Genomic DNA, 21,854 nt, shown 5'->3' with positions numbered 1-21,854 from the left:
CTTTCTTACGCGTACAAAGATGAGTAACGGATTCCCAGGGAAGCGTGCAGGATATCCACGATTTCTTTCTGGAAGTCATTGATGAAAAAATGCCCGCCGTCAAACGAATGAGCCGTAAAAGCGCCCGTCGTATGGCGCCTCCAGTCGAGCACATCCGTTTCCCGCATCGTATCCCGCTTCCCTGCCAATACCGTCATGGCGCAGTCCAGCTTCTCCGCTTTCTCGGCGAAAGCGTATGTTTCGACAAGCCGGAAATCCGCCCGGAGAAGAGGTAAAAACAAATTCATCAGTTCTGAATTTTCAAATAATTGAGGAGGAGTTCCCCCCAAATCCGCAATTTTCGTTTTGAACAATTCCGGCTCCAGCCCGTGCAAAGGAGGCTCTGTCCGCTGTATATGAGGAGCCATCCTGGCAGCCGCGAAAAAATGCAGCGGGCTTTGTCCGTGCTTCTCCCTAATGCGGTGGATGAGTTCAAAGGCAATCAGGCTGCCCATGCTGTAACCGAAAAAAGCAGCCTGACCTTTGTCGAGATAAGGTTCCACTACGGGCAGAAGATCATTTACGGCTTCGTCCACATTTTCGTAGAAAGACTCGCTAATGCGCCTTCCCCGGCCCGCCAGCTCCAGCGGTACCAGCTCAATGCCGGAATCCAGCAGGGGCTTCCACCTTGTGTAAATCACCGACGATCCGCCCGCATAGGGCAGACAAAACAAGAAAATCTTTTTCATCCTGTCACCTGCCCCATTCGTATCCATTTTGTAAAAGCTTGCGTAAGGCGGTTAAAAATTAAACCGGCTCAAGCGTCGCTTCCTTGCTCGTGGACAGCCCCGCCTGCTCGAAATAAGCGGCAAGCGCTTCTTTGACGATCGTGCAGCCCTGCTCCAGCAGCTCGGAATCGATCGTCAAGGCCGGCATCAGTTTCACGACTGTGTCATTTCTTCCGGACCGTTCGATAATGAGACCCTGGTCGTAGCAGCGGGACGCCACGAATTTGGCTGCCTGCTCGCCGCCTTCCAGTCCGCCCAGATCGATTCCCCAGATCAGGCCGAGTCCACGGACTGTGATGGCCGGGTGCAGGGGAACGATCTCTTTTTGCAGATAGTCGCTGACCCATGCTTCCTTCTCTTTCACCGATTCCTCCAGGTTCGAAGAAATTCTGAACTCCAGCGCCGCCGTCGCGCCGACGAAAGCAAGCTGATTTCCGCGGAACGTTCCGTTATGCTCGCCCGGCTGCCATACGTCCAGCTCCGGCTTCAGGAGAAGCAGCGACATCGGGAGCCCGTAACCGCTGATCGATTTCGACAGCACGACAAGATCCGGCTGAATACCCGCCCGTTCGAACGAGAAGAACGATCCCGTACGTCCGCAGCCGACCTGGATATCGTCGACGATAAGCAGAATGTCATGCTCTTTGCACAGAGCGCTCAGCCGCTGCAGCCACTCCACCGGAGCCACGATTACGCCGCCTTCGGCCTGAACTGTTTCAAGAATGACGGCAGCGGGCTTCTCGATACCGCTGTTCGCATCCGTAAGCACATTCTCCATATAGCCGATCGTGTCGAAAGACTCATTGAATCCGTAAGGATATGGCATGAACGTCACGTTGTCCAGCGGAGCGCCAGCGCCCCCGCGATTGTACAAATTCCCCGTTGCGGCCAGGGCGCCGTAAGACATACCGTGAAAACCGCCGCTGAACGAAAAAATACCGGTCCGTTTCTTCGCCTTTCTCGCCAGCTTCAGAGCCGCTTCGACCGCATTTGTGCCGGTAGGCCCGCAGAACATCAGTTTGTAGTCCAGACCTTTCGGCGCCAGGATCAGTTCGTTGAACGTTTCGATAAAAGTCCGCTTGGCCGTCGTGTACATATCCAGACCGTGAACTACCGCATCGGACCCGATATATTCCAGCAATTTCCCTTTGATAAAATCGGGATTATGCCCGTAATTCAAAGCCCCCGCTCCAGCGAAAAAGTCAAGAAAGCATTTGCCCTCTTCCGTAAACATCATGGAATTTTTAGCCGTGCGGAACACATCCCCAAATACCCTGCTGTAAGATCTTACATTTGACTCCAAAAGTTCGAACGAATTCATCATTTCATCCTCCATCTGTATTTTTTTTGCAGGACAAATAACCGCTGATAAAGCAGCATTTTAAAAAAATGCTCGAGGTCAGCTTCAATCCGAAAAGCTATTCAGGCAGTTCATGATGAGGGCAGAACTTGTTCCAGTAATGTGGGCTGGGTTCTTGAGGTGTCCTTAGTCCAAACGCCCGACTAAATTGTAAGACTAACGAATCATGTGAGGAATTCTTGGAGGTCTAAAGTAGCAAAAGAAAGTCGAATTTACCAATTCTTTCATAAATTATGATAGAGTAGGTTTACAAATGTTGTCAATGCATTTTCAAATAATAAAAAATTGAAATTATTGTTACTTATTTTGTCTTTTAATTATTTAATTTTTAATTATTATGTTTTGGTAAATAAGGTGATTTTATATAGACATTTCCATTTTTAATGTGTATACTCTTCTTTGATATCTGGTTATTTTGTTAATATTTGTTAGATGTGAGGTGGCCGACATCCTACTTTCAATGAGCAATATCGGTAAGCAGTACCAGGAAAATGTATGGGGGCTCCGCCATGTCGATTTGCAGGTACAGCCCGGTATTCTAGGTCTACTTGGTCCTAACGGAGCCGGGAAATCTACCTTGATGCGGCTATTGGCCACCATTTCGGAGCCTTCCGAGGGCACGATTACGTGGAACGGAGTCGGCATTAGTGAAAACCCCGAAGAGATTCGCCGTATTCTCGGCTATCTTCCGCAAGATTTCGGTGTCTATCCGCATCTCAGCGCCCATGAATTTCTGAACTATATGGCGGCGGTAAAAGGGATAAGCGGCAAGGCCGCGGAGAAGCGCATCGACGAGCTTCTCGGACTGCTGCATCTGTATGACGTGCGCAAGAGAAGAATCGGCAGCTTCTCGGGCGGCATGAAACAGCGAATCGGCATCGCCCAGGCCCTGCTCAACGATCCCAAGCTGCTTATTATCGACGAACCCACAATCGGGCTGGATCCCGCCGAGCGCTTGTCGTTCCGCAATCTGCTGACCGACCTGTCAGGTGAACGTCTTATTATTTTCTCCACTCACATCGTATCGGACATTGAAGCGACGGCGGACAGAATCGCCATCCTCTCCAAAGGCCGGCTGATCAGCGATTCCAACCCCGGCGAACTTCTGCGGCATGTACAGGGGAAAGTATGGAACGTTGTCATACCCGAAAGCCAGCTCCAGGAAGCCCGCGCCAAATGGCTCATCAGCGCAACGGTCCGGCGCGAAGACGGGCTGCTGCTCCGAGTGGTGTCGGAGACTCCGCCAAACGAGCATGCGGCAGCGGTTCATGCGGGAATTGAAGACGCCTACCTCTATTTGAGCGCAGGATAAGGAGGCGTTACGCGTGATGAACGCATGGAAGATTACATACCAGGTAGCCCTGGCGGATTTTCTGGAAAGAACCCGGCGGTTCAGCTTTCTCGTTACGCTCGGTTTGACGATTCTTGCAGCTTATCTGTTCGTGCCTCCCTCGGATGCCGGATATGTTACGCTGTATTTCGAAGAATTCCGGGGGATCTATAACTCGGCCTGGGTGGGCGGAACAACGGCGGTTTCGACCTCCTTGTTTTTATCCTTTTTCGGCTTCTTTCTGGTCCGAAACGGCATCGAGCGCGATAAAAGGACCCGTGTGGGCCAGATCATCGAAGGCTCCTCGCTGAAAAAATCCCATTATCTGCTCGGAAAAGCACTCAGCAATTTTCTGGTTTTGGCGGTGATTGCCGCCGTTGTCATTCCCGTCGCGATCTGTATGCAGTGGGTCCGGGGCGAAGACTACACGCTTCACGTGGGTGCTTATCTGGCCCCGTATCTGTTTGTTGTGATTCCTGCCCTGGCGGTTGTTTCAGCCATGGCCGTCCTGTTCGAAACCCGTCCGGTGCTCAGAAGTCCGTTCGGCATCGTGCTTTATCTGCTTTTGTTTACCGGCGTTACGATGTCCACACTGTATTCGGGCATGGGGAACGACGTCATCACCAAAGCGATGCGTGAAAAGCTGATGCTCACTCACGCCGATTATGAAGGTACCTACGGGCAAGGAATTCTGTTCCTGGAAAGCCCGCTTAAACTATTCGTCTGGGACGGCATAAGCTGGACCTGGGACGTAGTGATCAAACAAGCGGCTCTGCTGCTTGTCGCGGTCTTGGTCTGCTTGCTGGCCTCACGCCTTTTTCGCGGATTCAAGGAGAGCCCGGTCGTCGTTCAAGGGCCCAGTGCCGGAACCGCCGCCGGTCAGGCCATACCAGCCCGTTCCCGCGGCGGCAGAGCGCCAGCCCCGGAGCAGGCGAAAAAAGCGCCGGCGGAACCCGCTGCAGCCAAAAGTCCTGCCCTCACATCGGCAGCCGAGCTGACGCCTGTGCGGGTGAACAACCGGTTTCTGCCTCTCGTCGGAGCGGAGTTCCGGCTTCAGTTCGCCAGTTTTCCACCCGGCTGGTACGTTGTGGCGGTGATTCTCGCTCTTCTGTGCCTGTTCCTTCCCTTTACGACGGCACTGAGATGGATTTGGCCGCTTGCCTGGATCTGGCCGATTTCACTCTGGTCTTCGATGGGCAATCGCGAATACCAGTACGGCACACTGTCCGTACTCGCTTCGTCACCCGGCTATGTCAGAAGACAGATCCCTGCCGTGTGGCTGTCCGGTTTCCTGGCCGTGCTTCTTACAGGGAGCGGGATGCTCATCCGTTTTATCGTAACGGGCGATGTGGTCCATCTGATTTACGCGGTCGCGGCTGCGTTTTTCGTACCGAGCTTTGCTCTCGCTTTGGGCATATGGACGGAATCCAAACGTCCCTTTGAGCTTATTTACATGCTCCTGTGGTTCCTCGGTCCTTTCAACCAGCTGTTTTATGCGGATTTTATGGGCACCGCAGTCCTCGCCGGCTCCGTCAACCATCTTACTTCCGCTTCCTTGCTTATTATCGCCGTTCTTTTGTCGGCATCGGTTCTGCTTGTTGCGGCGGTGTATTCAAAACGGAAATTAAAGGTTAAATAAAATTGTTAACCTTACCCATATTTTGAAGGGGTATCCTTTTGTAGGCCGTCTAAGGGTTAAGAAAGTAAAAAGAGGCAAGTGAAGGAGGCGTTTGACAATGGCTGCATATATTTTCCGGTTTTTAAAGCCGTTTGTTCTGCTGGGAGTCATTCTTGGGGTCATCGTGTTTATTCTGAACGTGCTGGGTCTGGAAATTCCAATGGTCGTCGGAAATACGACCTACCGCGGTACAGAGGCTGCCATCATGGAATTGATCGGAATTCCGGTCGCCCTCGTTCTGTTGGGTACCATCATCGGGTCAATCGCTTATATGTCCAATAACAGTCAGAAATACTAAACACCCGCCGCTCAAAAATTGCGGCAAACAAAAAAAGCCTGATCACCAGGCTTTTTTTGTTTGTTTTATTTTAGAACCGACGTGCTGCCGTTGATCCACGCCGCGATATCTTCGATAACCGTGTCCGGTACGTTCGCGGGAATCTTGTAATTCCCGATGCCGTTCTCCAATTTGCCTTCCGTAAACAAATGCGTCAACTTCGGGTACGTTTTATAGGTAACGGCCGTGTTCCCCGCGTATACTTCCTTCCAGCCATTCAGGCTCGCCAGCGGCACCTGAAAGTCTTCTTCTCCCTGCAGCACGAGCATGGCTGCGCTGCGGAGTTTGGCTTCATCGGCCGGTGAATAACCGCGGATATCGTGCCACCAGTAAGGATTCGGCGGCAGCTCGAAAGCGGCCGGAGGCGACTTGGGATCGAAAGAATCGGCCTTCACCAGATCCAGCTGCTTGCGGTAATAGGCCAGCTGTTCTTTCGGAATCATCCCGCCGAGTTCTTCGTGCTCGTAAGAATCGATCTCCGTGTAGCGAGGATCGGCTCCCGCCAGCACCACGGCTCCTTTGATAAGCGACTCCGTGTCCTTTGCCAGCAGCCGCGGTATCATCCAGCCACCGCGGCTGTGGCCTGCCGCGTATATTCGGCCGGGATCGATGTCCGGATCTAAACGGGCCGCCTTGACCGCCGCAAGCACCGGTTCCACGAACTCGTCCCGGATCGTGTAATGACCGTTAAGCTGCGCGAAATGCTCCCGGGTCGTCTTGTCCATCCGGAGCGTCGCTACCTGGTGATTGGCCAATCCGACGGTGAGATCCCGGAACGGCTTTTGGGCGAACACCGTGCTGTCCCGGTCCAGTTCCCCGTCGCCCTGCAAAAGAATCACCAGCGGAAACGGGCCCGTTCCGGCCGGAACGGTCAAGGTGCCTTCTACGGCATGGTCGCCGGTTCCGATAACCATCCTGCGCTCATTATAAGCGCCGGGCTTGTCGTACGAAGGCGCCTTATACCCTGCGAAAGACATCCCCGCGTAAAAATCGTCCACATAACCGTCCTTGTCGAACCGGATCTCCAGATCGAAATTCATCTGCGGGCTTTCAGAGGTGAGAATGACAGTCCGGTGGACTGCGCTGCTTTCGATCCGCTCTTGGGTGATCGGAAACTGTGCAAGCTGTTTAACCAACTGGACCGTTCCTTCCGGAAGTCCGGCTTCCTTGAATGCGTCGTTCGTTAGGGCGTCTGTGCCTGCACGGTTGTTTTTTTGAAGCTGCGTTACAAAGGCTCGGGCTCTTGCAGCGAGATCGCGGGTCGGGATCTCCAGCTTTCCGCCGCGCCAAGCCGCTTCAATGCCGTACGCTTTAACGGCTGTTTCCCGCTTAATATAGGCGATGCTGTCAAGCAGGATCACTTCATCCGGCGCTAAAGGTATGCCTTCCAGGTCAGCCGCAGGCATACCGGATTTCGCAAGAACGAAGCTAAGAATACCCTTGTCTTTGGCGGCCGTTACGGTCCGTTTGGCTTCGTCCCATTCAATGGGAATGCCCACCCATTCGCAAAGCGCGCGAAGCGGCAAATAGTCTTCTCCGGCAGCCGGAGCGTGTGAAGCGAGTGTCTGCGGGATTTTCCCGTCCTGGGATGCCATGACGGATACAGGTATGCAGCTGCCGATAATGGCGGCTGACAAGAAGATAGTAAGCATACGCGGTGGTTGTTTTTTCATCGGTGACTGTACCCCTTTACTGGTATCGTGTTGCTTCCAGCGTAACGGATTCCAGGGGAAGATCCCATCGATTTCCATGACAAAATACAGGGGCAGCTTACAAAATTGTAAGCTGCCCCTGTTGGTCGCCAAACAGCCAAAAACCTGCCGGATAAAGCCGGCAGGCTCCGAAACGTTTTATTCGATGATTTTAAACATGCGGTAATAGCCCGGGACAGGCACATAACCGAGCTTCCGGTTAATGGCAAGCATCGGCGCATTCTGGGAGTCGTTGTTCGTCCGGATATAGCCGTAGCCCCGCTCTTTTGCCAAAGAGATAGACGCGCGTTTGAGTGCGAGAGCGATGCCTTTTCCTCTGTAATCCCCGTCTACACATGTATAGAGATTGTAAACGCTGTTGGTTTCCTTCATTTCATACAGCTCGGCGGCTCCGACCGGTTTGTCTCCGTCCAAAGCGAGCAGAAACAGCGACGGATCGAAGCTTTCCCGTTCCAACGTCTCTTTACGCCACTGGCTGTACCACATAAATTCTCCCTCGGAGCCGGGAATGTCGGGGTAGGTTTTCCGGTTGAGCTCATAGATCCGCTTCTCCATCTCTTCTCCCGGAACTTGCGCCAGCGTGGTCAGCGTGATCCCTTCCGGCGCGTCTGCCGGTCCGCCATCTGTCTCAGGCGCCAGCCCGTCCAATTCGATGAGGGATTCAAACTGGTGACGGTCCCTGACAAAACCGCGTCCGGACGCATAAGCTTGAGAATCCGGATCATTCTCGCGGACCATACCTACGATTTTATCGGCGCCGTTTTCGTCCGCATAAGCAGCCAGCTTCGCGTAAATTTCGCGTCCTATGCCGTTTTTCCTTTCCGCCGGATCGACGAGGACCTTTTGGTACAACGTACCCGGAGCCGTCCAGGGAGCACGCCAGGAACAGCCGTAGCCGATAATTTTACCCGACTCGTTTACGGCCACAAGACGCTGGCGGTCATGGCCGGTCAGTCTTCCGTTCTCGTCACGTGTCAACGCGCCCTTCTGCGGAATCGCGGCATCCTCTTCACGCATGCGCTGTACCGTAATCGGCTCCGAATAGAATGTACTAAGCAAAACGGCCGTGCCTTCGTAGTCTTCGGGTATGTGCATGTTTCGGATCGTAATAACCATACCATTTCTCCTTCATGACTATTTCCCCAAATCATACCATGATCACCGGCAAAAAAACGGGTGAAATTGATTTTACATAAAGTTTACTTGGGATGGAGGATTTCATAAAAAAAGCCCCTCTTCCGGATGAAGAGAGACTTTTTGCCTGATGGTATGGGAGGTAATTTTCTTATTTAAACGATGCGTACCCTTGGTCGACCATGACTACGCTGCCGTTAATGGCATCCGCTTCTTCCAGCGAAAGGAGGTAGACGGAGTTTGCCACCGTTTCCGGCTTCGTTAACTCGCCGCCCATCACTTTGGCTTTCATGCTTTCGAGCATGCCGTTATCTTTGAAGCCCTGGATGATCGGTGTATCCACCGCGCCCGGTGCTATCGCAATGACACGGATGCCGTGAGGAGCAAGCTCCAGTGCCGCCGATTTCGACATCATGATAACCGCGCCTTTGGTCGCATGGTAGGCAAAAGTTCCGGGAGAAGCAAGGAAACCGAAGACCGATGCGGTATTGATGATCACACCTTTAATGCCAAGTTCTTTCATTTTGTTGCCTGCGGCCATAATACCGTATGCGACTCCGTGCTGATTGACCGCGATCGTTTTGTGATACAGATCCATGTTTTGAGTCAAAACAGGTCCGGCGCCGCCGATTCCCGCATTGTTGAACATCACGTCGATACGGCCGTACTTGGCAACCGCTTCATCTACGAGAGCTTGTACGCTTTCTTGACTGGAAACGTCGACTTTAACGAAGACCGCCTCTCCGCCTTCTTTTTTTATCTGCTCGACGGTTTCAATACCGCTCGCTTCATTGAAGTCCGCTACGACGACTCGGTCGCCTTTGCGGGCAAATTTTAAACAAGCTTGACGGCCGATACCGCTTGCGCCGCCTGTGATTACTGCTACACGTTGAGTGGTTGTCATAAAAGTTCCGCCTCCAAAAAAATCTCGTCTGGTATATCTGTCGGTGGTGTGCGCTTTGTCACACGTTGACCTTGATTAGATCGTATCATATACTCAAGATTAATTATATTTCACATTAGTTAACTAACCTTAACTCAAAGTTAACATCAAGGAGACGTTGGAATGAATCTGGAACAACTGGAATTCATCGTAGAGGTAGCCCGGGCGGGAACATTGACCCAGGCTGCGCACAATAAACATATGACGGTAGCGGGAATCAGCCGATCCCTATCTTTCCTGGAGAAAGAACTCGGCGTACGCATCTTCAACCGCTCGCGTACGGGAGCGGTTCCGACACCGGAGGGGCAAATGATTCTCAGCAAAGCTGCGGCAATCCTAAGCCAGGTCCATCAGCTGCAAGCGGAGGCGAACAGCTACGGAAAGCTGCAAAACGCGAGGCTCCGGGTCGCTACGATTCCGGGCCCCGTCTCTCTGCTCGTCGATACGCTGACGGAACTCAAAAAAGATTTTCCCGGCATCCGGCTGGAAATGATCGAGAAGGGCACCAAAGAAATTATCGAGGATGTGCGCCATAACCGCGTCGATATCGGGTTTATTTTGTTTCCGGATACGATTCTGGAAAAAAACGCATGTTTGCATGCCGATCCGCTTGTCGAAGGGCGCATGGTCGTCGGCGTGAGCCGGCATTCCGCCCTGGCCTCGGCAAAATCACTCTCGCTGAACCAGTTGGCCGATCATCAGCTTGTCCTTTACCATGACGAGTATATTGCCCGGTTTATCGCCACGCTCGGCGATTCCGTAAATGTGTTGTTCACGAGCAACAATATCGACGCGATCATGAAAGCGGTCCGGGAAGGAATCGCCGTCACGCTCGGAACGGATTACACGTTTTACGGGAACCCGGATTACGAAAACGGCGATATTGTGATGGTGAACGCGGAGCTTCCGGGCGAACAGCCCTCGTATCTTTGGTGCATCCATCCCAAAGAACAGCCCTACTCCCAAGCCGCTTATCTGTTCGTCAACCGTCTCAAAATGCAGCTTAAAAAGCGGCAGTAATATTCCGTACGTTATGAGACTTCCTGTTTCAATATGACTATTCGCTAGGAGAATCGCTCTTTCTTGAGGGAGCATCGACTATTTCGAGCAAAAAAAGACCTATGTCCACGGACATAGGTCTTTCGGTTTATTACGGGTTGCTACCGTCTGCGAAGAACGCGTCCGAACACGAACAGGATGGGCAGCAGCAAGACCGCCGCGGTCGTAAGCGACGCCCGGACGGACAGCCGGTTGCCGATCCAGCCTACGAACGGACCGCCCGCAGTCTGGCCGAGCGCATCGGATTGGCTCATCATGGAGAGCACCGTCGCCCTCGCCCGGCTCTCGATGTTGAGATTGAGCCAAGTCTCGAAAAGCGGAGCGCTCACCGTTCCTATGACTCCTACGGCGAGCAGAGACATCAGTGCCCAGCCGAAATTCGGCGAGAAGGCGAACGAAAGGACGGCTGCGATCCGCAGCGCCGTCAGCACGAACATGCTTTTGAATACGACACGCTCATCCAACGTATTCAGCCGCTTCTCGGCGATCCACATCGCGAGCATGCTCAGCAGGATCGTCAGGACGGAGATAAGTCCGAACCAGAGAGCGGCGGACAAAGGCAGTTCGGCCGGGAACGTAATCTCTTTCAAGAGATGTGCTTCCCACAGCCGGTCATAGCCTTCGGATGCCGCCCCGCTGAATACGGTCACCGCCAGCATCATCAGCAGGACGGGCCGGGAGGAAATCTCCCGGGCACCGGCGAGCCAGGTAGACTTGAGTTCCGTCCACGGACCGCTTCCCGGCGGCCTCTCTTGACGGACGAACTTGGTCTCCTTCATGTGAAGGAGGAGGTATACACCCAGTGCCGCATATAAGACGCCGCCTGCCAGAAAAGGCAAGTTCGTAGCCAGCGTAGAAAGACCCACGCTGATTCCGATTCCGAACAAAGCCGCGGTCAGCGTCCATCTTTTGGCACGCATAAAGACCGGGCCCGCATGTTCTTCACCGACTTCGTCGACGAACCAGGCGGTATCCGCGCCACTGAGGAACGTTTCACCAAATCCGCGGATAGCCTCGGAAATAAGCACCCAGACGAACAACGAAATAACGGGCACGGCAGCACCGGCCCCTATCACGCTGCCCTCCAGCAAAAAACTGCCGCTCATCACGAACATTCCGAGGATGACCGATTTTCTGCGGCCATACGTATCCGCCACGACACCGGTAATTCCTTCGAACAGGAGCACGGTCAGCTCCAGAACGGTTCCGACAAGCAGGAGTTCCAGCGGTGTCAGTCCCAGCGTCTGGATAAAATACACCGCATACGTCGTAAACATGACACTGTTGGCCAGTGCAAGGCCGAATTTTAATCTTAAATAAACTTGTGACGCGTGTAAATTCATGAATCGGTCCGCCTTTCAGGCAGACGGCACGTCACGTTTTCTTCGAATCAACTTATCCGCTCATCGGCAAGCTTTCCGTACGTGCCGTCTTCCCCACTATTTTAGTTGTTGTTCTTTTCTGCGCGGGGTTTTCATTTGAGCTTTGTTGCATGAACGACACCTCCTGAGTAGATTGCTTTCAATTATAAAGGGCGTTTGCCAAAAAGAAAGGTTAAAGTTTGATTATAACTAAAAAAGCCCACCGGTTTCCCGGCGGACTTTTTCCATAGCTTATGTTATAAGGGTCTTTACGTGTCCGATTGTCTAAGGCAGGTTCATTCGCGGTCGCGCTGGCGGGCTCTTGCTTCGCCGCCTTTGCGTCCGGCTTCTTCGCGGCTCATTTTACCGTCGCCGCCGCTGTTGCCGCCGTTTCCGTTATTTCCGTTGTTGCCGCGTGCTTCGCCGCCTTTTTGACCGATTTCCTGATAGAAATCTTTGTCATGGTTGCGGGAAGTAGCTTCGCCGCCCTTTTCACCAATTTCCTGATAAAAGTCTTTATCATGATTTTTGGAGGTCGTTTCTCCACCTATACGTCCTGCTTCTTCACGGCTCATTCTGTTGTCATCATTACGTGCCATTTTGAATCACTCCTTACAGGTATTGAATTTTTTAGGCGTTGTGGCGTTGCCTATGTCTTATTTACCCTTGGTCAATTATTTGAAACAAGCTTTTTCGCCGCATCAGGACGGTTCTTGGCACAATGGTGTAACAAACCTCCGGTAACATACATTTTGCCGTTCTAACGGCAGTTCAATTACAGGAGGGTATTACGATGAGAAAACAGCTTACATGGAGCCTTGCCGCGATTTTATGTGCAGGGGCCGCTGCGGGATGCGAAGGCAGGGAATCGGCGAAAGCGGTTATTTCGGCGACCGGCGCCTATGCGCATAAAGATTTTACGTTCGACGTCAAACCCGAAACTTTCGAAATCACGCTGTCGAGAAACGGGGTGAAGGAATCCGTCTCGCTGCCCCTGCCGGTCTCGCCCGTCTCCCGCATGGTCTGCGAAGCGGATACCGTAACCTGGAGCATTCCCGGAAAAGCGGACATTCAAGTTCGCAAGAAGGAGAATTATCTCGATGTCACGATCACCTCGACCGGAGCGGAGACGTTTCAGTGGCCGCGGGTGACGGCGGACAGCTACCTGCTTCCTCTGGGCGAAGGCAAAAAAATTCCCGCAAACGATGCAAGCTGGATGCAATTTTTAAAGGAAGAAACGCTGAATTGGAGCGAATCGTTTTCGATGGACTTTTTTGCCCTGAACAAGCAAGCTTATTCCATCGTTTACATCGTCAAAAACAAATTTAACAACGAGGTTCGTTTTAAAGGGGATTCCGCCATCGGTTTTGATTTCAGCCATGAGTTTCCTTCCCTCACCCCCGATAAAAGTTACGGATTCCGGCTGTATGTGACGGACAACGATCCGGTGTCGGCCGCGAAAACTTATCAGGCGTACCGGCATGAAATGGAGCCGTTTCTGACTCTGGCCGATAAAGCCAAAGCGAATCCGGAGGTTGCGAAATTATTCGGCGCGCCGCATATTTACTTGTGGAACGAACAGCTGCTGGCGGAAACCGACGTGGACTGGAGCAAAATCCGGAGCCGGCTGGAATCCCCGCTGGGGCCTTGGATCGCGGAGCTTCTGGCCGCTCATACGGAGGACGGAGCCGGGGAATTCAACTCCGTCCTGAAACAGATGCGTGCGCAGGACTATTTCGACGCCTATCAGAAAAAAGTCGTCCTGCGCGCCATGAACGCCGTGCTAAAGTTGAAACCCTTTTACAAGGCGGAGCTTTTTCCCGATCTGGATTCCGAGACTCTGCAGCTGGCCGCAAAGGGTACGGACCGTTTAAGCGAGCAGCAAACGTATGAACTGAACAAGAAAATTCTGAAGAGCGCACTGCAGGATGCCGTGACGGATATCGGCACATGGGGCGAGGACCATTCGGCCAAGCTGGTCGAGGACATGAAACAGGCCGGTATCGCCAACGCCTGGATCGGTCTGCCGAACTGGTCAGACGGTCTGATGAATCCAGGATTTGTCCGGAAAACGAATGAGCAGGGATATCTCATCGGTCCGTATGACTCCTATCATTCGATTCAACAAAAAGAAAATCCGTCGTGGAACACCGCTTATTTTCCGGATTCTATCCTGTACGAGCAGGCGACGATTGCCAAGAAAGACGGAACCAAAATCGGCGGTTTTCTCGGCAGAGGGAGAAAGCTGAACCCTACGCTTTCCCTGCCCAGCGTGAAACAGCGGACCCAGGCGATTTTGCAGGACGGCATCGCCTTTAATTCCTGGTTCATCGATTGCGACGCGACCGGGGAAATTTACGATGACTACACGGCCGCGCATCCGACCACGCAGCTGCAGGATCTCAAAGCAAGGCTGGAGCGGATCGCCTATATCGCCAATGAGAAAAAAATGGTGGTCGGCTCCGAAGGCGGCAGCGATTACGCTCACAACACGATCGCATTCGCCCACGGTATCGAGACACCGGTCATTCAATGGGCAGATCCGGACATGAGAACGGACAAATCGAGTGAATATTACGTAGGCGGTTACTATTCGCCCCAAGGAACGATACCGGAGCGCTACGGCAAGCAGGTGCCGATCAAACCGTTGTATCATACCATTTACACGGACCCGGCATACTCGGTTCCCCTGTATAAACTGGTGTATAACGACTCGGTTATTACGACTCACCACTGGGAATGGGGCAGTGACAAGATTAAAGGCGGAGTCGGAGACAGAATGCTGAAGGAACTGCTGTATAACGTCCCTCCCCTCTATCATCTGGACCGGCAGGTCTGGGAAAAGGAAAAAGCGAGAATCACCGCCTACCTGAAGGTGTGGAGCCCTTTCCACAAAAAAGCGGTGAACCGGGAAATGACCGGTTTCCGGATTTTATCGGAAGATCGGCTTGTCCAGCGTACGGAGTACGGGCCGGATTTGAACGTCACCGTCAACTTCTCGGACAAAGAAGCTCGGATCGGAGATCAGGTCCTTCCCGCCAAATCCGCCGTTATCCAGGACGGCCCGGACCAGATCCGGTTTGACCCGCAGATTTTACTAAAATAAATAGGCTCCTTGCAAAAATGCCCGGGCGAGTTATCCGTCAGATAACCGCTTCGGGCACTTTTATCGTTAGGGCGCGGACATGCGAAAGTTTAAGATGGACTGCCGGGCTTGCGCGACAGGGTAAAAACGGACAGCTCCGGCTCGCTTCCCAGACGGATTCTCATCCGTGTCGTTCCCGCTCCCCGGTTTACATACAAGAGCCGGCTGTCGCCGGTTTCGCCGATTTCATACATGCCCGACTCGTATTTCTCGGCCAGCCTTGTCTTAACCGGGGCGCCCAGCACGGGCAGGCGAACCTGGCCGCCGTGGCTGTGGCCCGACAGCTGAAGATCGACGGGGTACGGCAGGAGCCGGTCCGCCACGTCCGGCTCGTGCACGAGGAGCAAGTTGAACTCCTCCTTATTCAGGCTGGATAAGGCCTTCTTCTCGTCTGGCCTTCCGAGCAGATAATCATCCAGTCCCGTAATGGTCATGGCTTTGCCGCCGGGCCCCTTCATACGGTACGCCTCGTTGACAAGCACGCGGAAGCCCGCCCGCTGCATAAGCGGCGCAAAGAAGGGACTGCCTCCTCCCCCGCGGTCGTGATTGCCGTACACCGCAAATTTGCCGAGCGGAGCATGGATTTCGGCCAGGACGGACGAAATTTGCTCCCGGCCGGCTCCGTACCTGCCCATCGAATCGAATAAATCGCCGGTAAACACGACAATCCCGGGTTTTTCGCCGTTTATAAGAGCGACTGCTTTTTTTAGCTGCTGCAGGGTAAAATCCGGTCCGATATGCGTATCGCTGAATTGAACGATTTTTGTCTCGCTGAAAGCTTCCGGAACTTTGCCGGAATAGACACTATGCCGCGTGACGCTTAGCCTCGCAGGTTCTATCCGGACTGCGTAAAGTACCGTTCCCATGAAGAAAATTATCACGATGAGGCCCAGGGCCAGTGCCGTTTGTAACCAGGATTTTGTTGTGTTCATGCCGCTGCCATCCTCCACATCTTGCGTGCGTACGCACGGGTTCTCGTACGAAGCAGTTAAGACATACGTCCGGCATCATCGTAACGCCCCTGTGTTACATGAAGATGACATCGCAAAAAACACTTCCGCTCATCCGGGCGGAAGTGTTTTTTTATCGCTTTGGATTTCCGAAGAAACGAGCGGCAGCGAGAATGTAAAGACGATCTCCTCTTCCTGCGCCACGGCGGAAAAGGGAACCCCGAGCTTCTGCAAGAGAGTGCTAGCGATAGAAAGGCCGAGGCCCGTACCGCTGAGCCGCTTGTTTCTGGAACGTTCCCTGACGTAAAACGGCTGCCAAAGGTTGTCGATATCTTCAGGGAGCAAGCCGTCTGTGCCGTTGCGGACGGAAAACGTCAGCCGGCCTCCCCTTTCTTCGAAGCTGGCTTTGATCCGTCCGTCGGCGGTATACTTCACGGCGTTGCTCATAAAGTTATCGAGGACGGTTTCGACTTTTTGCGAGTCGCTCCAAACCCGGGAAGAGCCCCCTTCGGGAGTTTCAACCTCAAAGGCCAGCCTGTTCCTGCGGATCTCGATGGCGTATTTAGCCGCCACCTTCCCGAACAGGAGCTGGAAATCGAAGGCCTCCGGCCGGTTCGGGTCGTTTTTCATCCGCGCGAGCTCCAGCAGCCGGTCCACCAGACCGGCCATTTCATCGGCTTGTTTATGGATCACGCCCAGAAAAGTTCCGTCGTCCATACCGTCCCGGATGCCGGACGAATAAGCCTTGATCAACGCAATCGGCGTTTTGAGTTCGTGGGAAATATCCGAAATAAACGTCTGCAGATTGTCGTTCTGACGCTGCAGTTCTTCCCGGGCCTCCTTCAGCTTGAGGCTCATCTCGTCTATGCTTCGTGACAACAGCTCGATTTCATCGCCGGTCCGCACGTCTGACGTCTGAAAATCAAGGTTCGAGATGGCTTCCGCCGTCTTCTGCATAGCCGTCAGCGGCCTCACGATTTGTCTGGCGATGAGCCACGACAATCCGATCGTCAGCAGCAGCGCGCCCACCGCGATATACAGGTTGAACCGGTTGACGGCTTGAAGCGATTTCTCGGAATGGGCCACGAAATCTCCGACGAGAAAGACAGTCTGACCGATGTTCAGCAGCGTGACCAGGTAGCTCGTCTCGAGCTTGCCTTGATCGTATATTTTGTACACGGGTTCATGACGGCTCAGCTTATCCAGGCTATCCCCGGTGATCCAGAACTTCGCCAGCGTAATTCCTTCCTTGTTCAGCTGCGTCCGCACCGCATCATTAAACGCATTCACGTTCGCGTTCCCGCCCGCGGCCGCGTTGAAATCCAGGGAAACGATCGTCACTTGGTACTCCTGCTCCAGCCTGTTTTTGTCGAGAACAAGCGCGACCGCGTCCTTTTGCAGCATTTCGCCCGTCAAGGCGGCTAAATTCATTTTTTTCTGGTAGAGCATGTATTTGGGCAGAAAATATTCGTTCACCAGGAAAGACAGGACAAAAACGAAACAGACAAGCAGCGAGAGACGCCAAAACAGCTTACGGCTCAGCTTATTCATGTACACCGTGGCCTTTCTCCTGCTCCTTGCGTCCGGCAAGCTCCCGGATGGGTTCCTGGGGTTCCTGGGGTTCCTGGAGTTCCCGGGGTTCTTCCAGGCTGTAGCCCATGCCCCGGTATGTCTTGATGAGCCCGCCGCCGATTCTCTCCCGCAGCCGCCGAATATGCGTATCGACTGTCCGTTCCTCCCCGTCGTAATCGAATCCCCACACATGATCCAGCAAAGTTTCCCGGCTCAAAATTTTGCCTTTATGCTCCAGCAGACATTTCAGCAGCAGAAATTCCTTGTTCGCGGCCCCCAGATCGGTTTCCCCCCTGAAAATTTTACCGCCTTCCATGTCTACGCGCAGTCCGCCGATATAAATGTCCCGTTCCGCCCGGATTAGCTTTTTGGCCCGCAAAAGAAGAATCTTCGGCTCGAAAGGCTTGCGCACATAATCGTCCGCCCCTGTCAGCAGAGCGTTCCATTCGTCTTCGCTGCCGCTTTTGGCCGTCAGCATCAGCACTTTGGCCGCGTGGCGTTTTTTAATTTCTCCGCAAACCCGGATTCCGCTTACGCGGGGCATCATCCAATCGAGCACGGCCAGATCGATTTTATGCGCAAAGCAAATGTTCAACGCTTCTTCCCCGTCCAACGCCGTGTAAACGGTAAAGCCTTCTTTCTGAAAATATAAGGTTAAAATCCGGAGCATGTCCGGATCATCGTCCGCGATCAGGATGTTCAACTCAGCACCTCTTCCAAGCCGCTCTCATGCGGCTGTATTCCCGTCTACCATTGTGCCCCGTCTTTCCCCGAAAAGCAAAAAAAAGCAGGCTGCATCCACCTTCCTGCTCTTGTTTGCTTCCCGGAAATCGCCTATAAACGGAAGCGGTAGCCCGCGCCCCATACGGTTTCGATGTACTCGGAGTTGGAAGGGTCCAGCTCGATTTTCTCCCGCAGCTTTCGGATATGGACGGTAACCGTCTGAGAATCGCCAAGCGAATTCATTCCCCACAATTTCTCGAAAAGATGATCCTTGCTGAACACCCGGTTGGGGTTGCGCGCGAGAAACCAGAGCAGATCGAACTCCTTCGTCGTCAGCGTGATTTCACTGCCGCGCAGAAAAACCCGGCGGGAACCGAAATGGATTACAAGCTCCCGGATGGACACTTCCTCCTTGCTTTTCGGGGGACCGATCAGCCGCTCGTAACGGGACAAATGCGCCTTCACACGGGCGACGAGTTCGGCGGGTTTGAACGGCTTGGTAATGTAATCGTCGGCTCCGAGGCCCAGACCCCGGATAATGTCGATGTCTTCTTTTTTGGCCGTGACCATCAGAATCGGAATGTCTCTTTCTTCCCGGATTTTCCTGCATACCTCAAACCCGCCGATGCGGGGAATCATGAGATCCAGGAGGATCAGATCGTAGTTTCCGCTCAAGCCGAGACGCAGTCCGTTCTCCCCGTCCTCCGCGATTTCGACTTGGAACCCGTGAACCTCCAGGTAATCTCTCTGCAACTCGGCTATAAGCCGCTCGTCTTCCACGATCAATATGGATTTCATACGGAATCACTCTCTTTATTCGTTCGGATCGGAAGCACGATCGTAATACAGCTGCCCTCGTCGGGAAGGCTGCTTGCCCGGATCGTACCCCCGTGACCGTCGATAATCTGCTTGGAAATGGCGAGACCGAGGCCGCTGCCTCCGGTATCGCTGTTGCGCGACGGGTCGGCCCGGTAAAACCGCTCGAAGATATACGGAAGAGATTCCGCATCGATTCCCCGGCCGTTGTCGGATATTTCGATACGGACTTCCTGCCCGGTTCCCAGAACCTTCAGGCCGATCTGTTTATCTGGTTTATTCATATATTTGACGCTGTTATCGACGATATTCACGAAAACGCGCTTGATTTTGTCCCGGTCTATCGCCAGTTCCGTATGCGGTTTCAGCCTGATATCGGCCGAATAACGGATGCCTTGTTTACCGAGCTCGAATTCCAGCTCCGAAGATAAATCTTCGATAAACGCGTGCAGATCAACCGCCTCGAAATTGAACGGCAGCCGTTTTAAATCAAGCTTGGAGTATAAAAACAGCTCGTCGATCAGGTGATCCATCTCCTCCGCTTTGGAGGTAATAATGCCGATATATTTCTCCCGTTTCTCGTCGGTATCCGCAATGCCGTCCCCGAGCCCTTCAACGTACCCCCGTATGGCCGTCAGCGGAGTGCGGATATCGTGGGAAATATTCGAGATGAGCTCTTTGCGGTTTTCTTCATATTGAAGCTGCGTCTGGATGGATGCTTTAAGCTTCATCCTCATCTGCTCGAAAGCCGCGCTCAGCTCCCCGATTTCATCCCTGCCCGAAGGCACGACCCGGGAATCCAGATCGCCGGCCTCTATCCGCTTCATGGCGGCTTTCAGAGTATTCAGCGGTTTAATGATGCTTCTGGAAACGAAATAAGTCAGCAGCGTATGCGTAAGAATGAGAATGACGATTAAAGCGATAAACAAGATCGGAAAAAACTTCCGGGCGAAAGTGACGAACGGGCTCACGGCCGTCACGACGAACAGGCTGCCTTTCTGACCGTCTTCAAACTTGAAGTCCGCATGAACGACTTCGACAAGCTGTTTGCCGATCCGCTCGGGCTTGGACATGACCACGTTCCCCGGCCGCTCATATGCCGGCAGCTTCTTTAGAAGCTCCGGATAAGGAAAGGCGGCGGCAGCGTAGACAATTTCATCGCCTTTGCGCAGGATTAGATTGGACTGGTTCCGCTGCAGCTCCCCGTCGATTTCCGCGAGGTAAGACGCATCTGTCCATGCCGCGGGGTCAATTTCCGTCGTGCGTTTGATTTCTTTGAGCAGCCGCTCGATGCCGCGGTTCTCGAAACGGCTTTCGCCTTCGCCGTACTGGTCTTTGATCGACTGCAAATCCCCGCGGAACACCACGACGAGAAGCATTGCCGTAATAAGCATCATAACGAGCGGGATAACAAGCATCGCGGCATACGAAAGCAGCAGCTTGAAACGGATAGACATAGGCTTTTCCCCGTTCACACTTCTTTTCGATCAAATTTATAATAACCGAGAGCAAAAAACAAGAGGCTGCTGGAAAGCAGAAACAGAGCAGCCGTCATCCGTCTTCCCGCCGGTACCCCGTCATTCAGCCAAAGCAAATGCCAATCCGTGTACGACACGGGCGAGAACGCCGGGAAAGATTGGACGAGGAAAGGAGCCAGCTTGGCGGCCGCATACAACACGATGCCGAAGACGACGAATCCGCTGGCGCTTTTGAAAAACTGCGCGGCAAAAACAAATACGGCCGACAGGGCAAGCATGGCGGCAAACGCGGCCGCATACGCTTTGGCGGCTGACAGTCCTTCGGCTAAGCCCAAAGGCGTTCCCGTGAACATCGCGCATAGCAGCGTAACCGTAAAGAGCAGCGCCAGCAGGACAGCGACGGCGGTTCCCTGGGCGGCCACCTTCGCGGTGAATACGTGAAAGCGTGTGTTGGGACGCAGAAAAGCGAGTTTAAGCGTCCTTGAGGCGACTTCGTGAGGAAACTGGTCGCCCGTAAGCGTCAAAATAAAGAGGGGAACCCACAGCGCCGTGTAGAAACCGAGCGTCTGAACCGGAAAAGACCCGCTAACCGCCATCACTCCAAGCAAGGGCCCAAGCGCTTGTAACGAGACGGCAAACAGAATAGGAAGCAGGACCGAGACCGCCCCGAAGATGCCGATCTTTTTCCGGTACAGCAGCAAATAAAGCTCGTTCACGTAACCCGCTTTCCATCTATGCACCTTGAAGCTCCCCCTCGTCCCGGATTTCTTTCATGTAAAAATCTTCGAGCGTCCCGCCTTCCAGCACCAAACCGGAGACATCCGCCTCTATCCTCAGGCTGCCGCCGGCCAGAATTCCCGCCCGGCTGCAAAGCTGCTCGAGCTCGTGGATCATATGGCTGGAAATAAGGAACGAGGTCCCTTCTTCCGCCGACATCTTGCGGATCAGACTTCGGAACATCACCGTCCCCTCGATATCCAAGCCGTTCGTGGGCTCATCCAGCAGGACAAGCTTCGGCCTCGGCAAAACGGCCGCCGCCAACGCCAGCTTCTGTTTCATGCCTGTCGAGAAGCCTTTGATTTTCTCCTGCCGAACCCGAAGCAGTCCGACGGTATCCAGCACCTCCTCCATCCGCTGTCTCGTCACCTGCGGATAAAAGCGTGCGGACTGCCGGAGATACTGCCAGGCCGTCAGAAAATCGGGAAAATCGGCCGATTCGATCATGCAGCCGACATTTGCCATCGCCTGCTCGTGATGGAGGTTCCTGTCGGCGCCGAACAGGGTAACCGTGCCGCCGTCGGCCCGGACCAGACCCGTGATCAGCTTCAGGAGCGTGGTCTTACCCGCTCCGTTCGGGCCGAGCAGACCATAGACGTCGCCGGCCTCCAGCCGCAGGCTGACCTCTCTTATTCCGCGTCCGCTTCCACGGTATAGCTTCGTTAAGCCGCTGACCTCCAAAATAGGTTGCATCCGTATAATCTCTTCCTTT

Annotated in this window: 19 protein-coding genes; 5 read left to right on the top strand and 14 right to left on the bottom strand. The window is 53.6% G+C overall.

Going from position 1 to position 21,854, the window contains the following annotated elements:
- Positions 1–5: 5 nt before the first annotated feature.
- Together ABH899_RS10735 and ectB are read right to left on the bottom strand one after the other, a co-directional pair.
- The gene (locus ABH899_RS10735) at positions 6–728 is read right to left on the bottom strand and encodes a thioesterase II family protein (RefSeq protein WP_369996049.1); all 723 of its coding nucleotides are present in this window, start codon (positions 726–728) and stop codon (positions 6–8) included.
- A gap of 58 nt (positions 729–786) precedes the next feature.
- Positions 787–2,088, bottom strand: a complete 1,302-nt coding sequence (gene ectB / locus ABH899_RS10730) for a diaminobutyrate--2-oxoglutarate transaminase (protein WP_369996047.1) — start codon at positions 2,086–2,088, stop codon at positions 787–789.
- 499 nt (positions 2,089–2,587) lie between these two features.
- Between ectB and ABH899_RS10725 the strand changes: the two genes are divergently transcribed.
- The 3 genes from ABH899_RS10725 (at position 2,588) to ABH899_RS10715 (ending at position 5,433) form a co-directional block, all read left to right on the top strand.
- Complete coding sequence (locus ABH899_RS10725) at positions 2,588–3,439, top strand: ABC transporter ATP-binding protein (RefSeq protein WP_369996046.1); 852 nt, start codon at positions 2,588–2,590, stop codon at positions 3,437–3,439.
- A gap of 16 nt (positions 3,440–3,455) precedes the next feature.
- Complete coding sequence (locus ABH899_RS10720; RefSeq protein ID WP_369996045.1) at positions 3,456–5,096, top strand: Tat pathway signal protein; 1,641 nt, start codon at positions 3,456–3,458, stop codon at positions 5,094–5,096.
- Positions 5,097–5,193: 97 nt separating this feature from the next.
- Positions 5,194–5,433: a hypothetical protein gene (locus tag ABH899_RS10715; RefSeq protein WP_009672440.1), complete on the top strand. Its 240-nt coding sequence runs from the start codon at positions 5,194–5,196 to the stop codon at positions 5,431–5,433.
- A gap of 65 nt (positions 5,434–5,498) precedes the next feature.
- Here the strand turns inward: ABH899_RS10715 and ABH899_RS10710 are convergent, their stop codons facing one another.
- The 3 genes from ABH899_RS10710 to ABH899_RS10700 form a co-directional block, all read right to left on the bottom strand.
- Positions 5,499–7,145: an alpha/beta hydrolase family protein gene (locus ABH899_RS10710; RefSeq protein ID WP_369996043.1), complete on the bottom strand. Its 1,647-nt coding sequence runs from the start codon at positions 7,143–7,145 to the stop codon at positions 5,499–5,501.
- Between the two features lie 177 nt (positions 7,146–7,322).
- Positions 7,323–8,300 carry a GNAT family N-acetyltransferase gene (locus ABH899_RS10705; RefSeq protein WP_369996042.1) on the bottom strand — a complete coding sequence of 326 codons (978 nt, stop codon included), beginning with the start codon at positions 8,298–8,300 and terminating at the stop codon, positions 7,323–7,325.
- A 169-nt stretch (positions 8,301–8,469) separates the two neighbouring features.
- On the bottom strand, positions 8,470–9,222 hold the full coding sequence (locus ABH899_RS10700; RefSeq protein ID WP_369996040.1) for an SDR family NAD(P)-dependent oxidoreductase: 753 nt from the start codon (positions 9,220–9,222) through the stop codon (positions 8,470–8,472).
- A gap of 162 nt (positions 9,223–9,384) precedes the next feature.
- Here ABH899_RS10700 and ABH899_RS10695 point away from each other — a divergent pair, with 162 nt between their 5' ends.
- On the top strand, positions 9,385–10,281 hold the full coding sequence (locus ABH899_RS10695) for a LysR family transcriptional regulator (protein ID WP_369996038.1): 897 nt from the start codon (positions 9,385–9,387) through the stop codon (positions 10,279–10,281).
- A 140-nt stretch (positions 10,282–10,421) separates the two neighbouring features.
- On the opposite strand, the gene ABH899_RS10690 is transcribed toward ABH899_RS10695, so the two are convergent.
- On the bottom strand, positions 10,422–11,663 hold the full coding sequence (locus ABH899_RS10690; RefSeq protein ID WP_369996037.1) for an MFS transporter: 1,242 nt from the start codon (positions 11,661–11,663) through the stop codon (positions 10,422–10,424).
- 314 nt (positions 11,664–11,977) lie between these two features.
- Positions 11,978–12,280: a KGG domain-containing protein gene (locus ABH899_RS10685; RefSeq protein WP_369996036.1), complete on the bottom strand. Its 303-nt coding sequence runs from the start codon at positions 12,278–12,280 to the stop codon at positions 11,978–11,980.
- 194 nt (positions 12,281–12,474) lie between these two features.
- Between ABH899_RS10685 and ABH899_RS10680 the strand changes: the two genes are divergently transcribed.
- The gene (locus tag ABH899_RS10680; RefSeq protein ID WP_369996034.1) at positions 12,475–14,787 is read left to right on the top strand and encodes a glycoside hydrolase; all 2,313 of its coding nucleotides are present in this window, start codon (positions 12,475–12,477) and stop codon (positions 14,785–14,787) included.
- 89 nt (positions 14,788–14,876) lie between these two features.
- Here ABH899_RS10680 and ABH899_RS10675 read toward each other — a convergent pair whose 3' ends face one another.
- The 7 genes from ABH899_RS10675 to ABH899_RS10645 form a co-directional block, all read right to left on the bottom strand.
- Positions 14,877–15,758: a metallophosphoesterase gene (locus ABH899_RS10675; RefSeq protein ID WP_369996033.1), complete on the bottom strand. Its 882-nt coding sequence runs from the start codon at positions 15,756–15,758 to the stop codon at positions 14,877–14,879.
- 129 nt (positions 15,759–15,887) lie between these two features.
- On the bottom strand, positions 15,888–17,327 hold the full coding sequence (locus tag ABH899_RS10670; protein ID WP_369996488.1) for a sensor histidine kinase: 1,440 nt from the start codon (positions 17,325–17,327) through the stop codon (positions 15,888–15,890).
- A complete protein-coding gene (locus tag ABH899_RS10665; RefSeq protein ID WP_369996032.1) occupies positions 17,320–18,051 on the bottom strand; it encodes a response regulator transcription factor in 732 nt (243 codons plus the stop codon). The genes ABH899_RS10670 and ABH899_RS10665 overlap by 8 nt, the downstream gene beginning before the upstream one ends.
- A gap of 131 nt (positions 18,052–18,182) precedes the next feature.
- Complete coding sequence (locus ABH899_RS10660) at positions 18,183–18,869, bottom strand: response regulator transcription factor (RefSeq protein ID WP_218230096.1); 687 nt, start codon at positions 18,867–18,869, stop codon at positions 18,183–18,185.
- Complete coding sequence (locus ABH899_RS10655; RefSeq protein WP_369996030.1) at positions 18,866–20,344, bottom strand: sensor histidine kinase; 1,479 nt, start codon at positions 20,342–20,344, stop codon at positions 18,866–18,868. Before ABH899_RS10655 ends, ABH899_RS10660 begins: the two co-directional genes overlap by 4 nt.
- Positions 20,345–20,358: 14 nt before the next feature.
- On the bottom strand, positions 20,359–21,105 hold the full coding sequence (locus ABH899_RS10650) for an ABC transporter permease subunit (RefSeq protein WP_369996029.1): 747 nt from the start codon (positions 21,103–21,105) through the stop codon (positions 20,359–20,361).
- The gene (locus ABH899_RS10645) at positions 21,098–21,835 is read right to left on the bottom strand and encodes an ABC transporter ATP-binding protein (protein WP_369996027.1); all 738 of its coding nucleotides are present in this window, start codon (positions 21,833–21,835) and stop codon (positions 21,098–21,100) included. Before ABH899_RS10645 ends, ABH899_RS10650 begins: the two co-directional genes overlap by 8 nt.
- Positions 21,836–21,854 lie beyond the last annotated feature (19 nt).

Origin of the sequence: Paenibacillus sp. RC84 (assembly GCF_041260495.1) — a bacterium.
Classification (GTDB): domain Bacteria; phylum Bacillota; class Bacilli; order Paenibacillales; family NBRC-103111; genus Paenibacillus_F.
The sequence above is the reverse complement of the archived record's forward strand: the minus strand, read 5'-3'. Positions and strand labels throughout refer to the sequence as shown.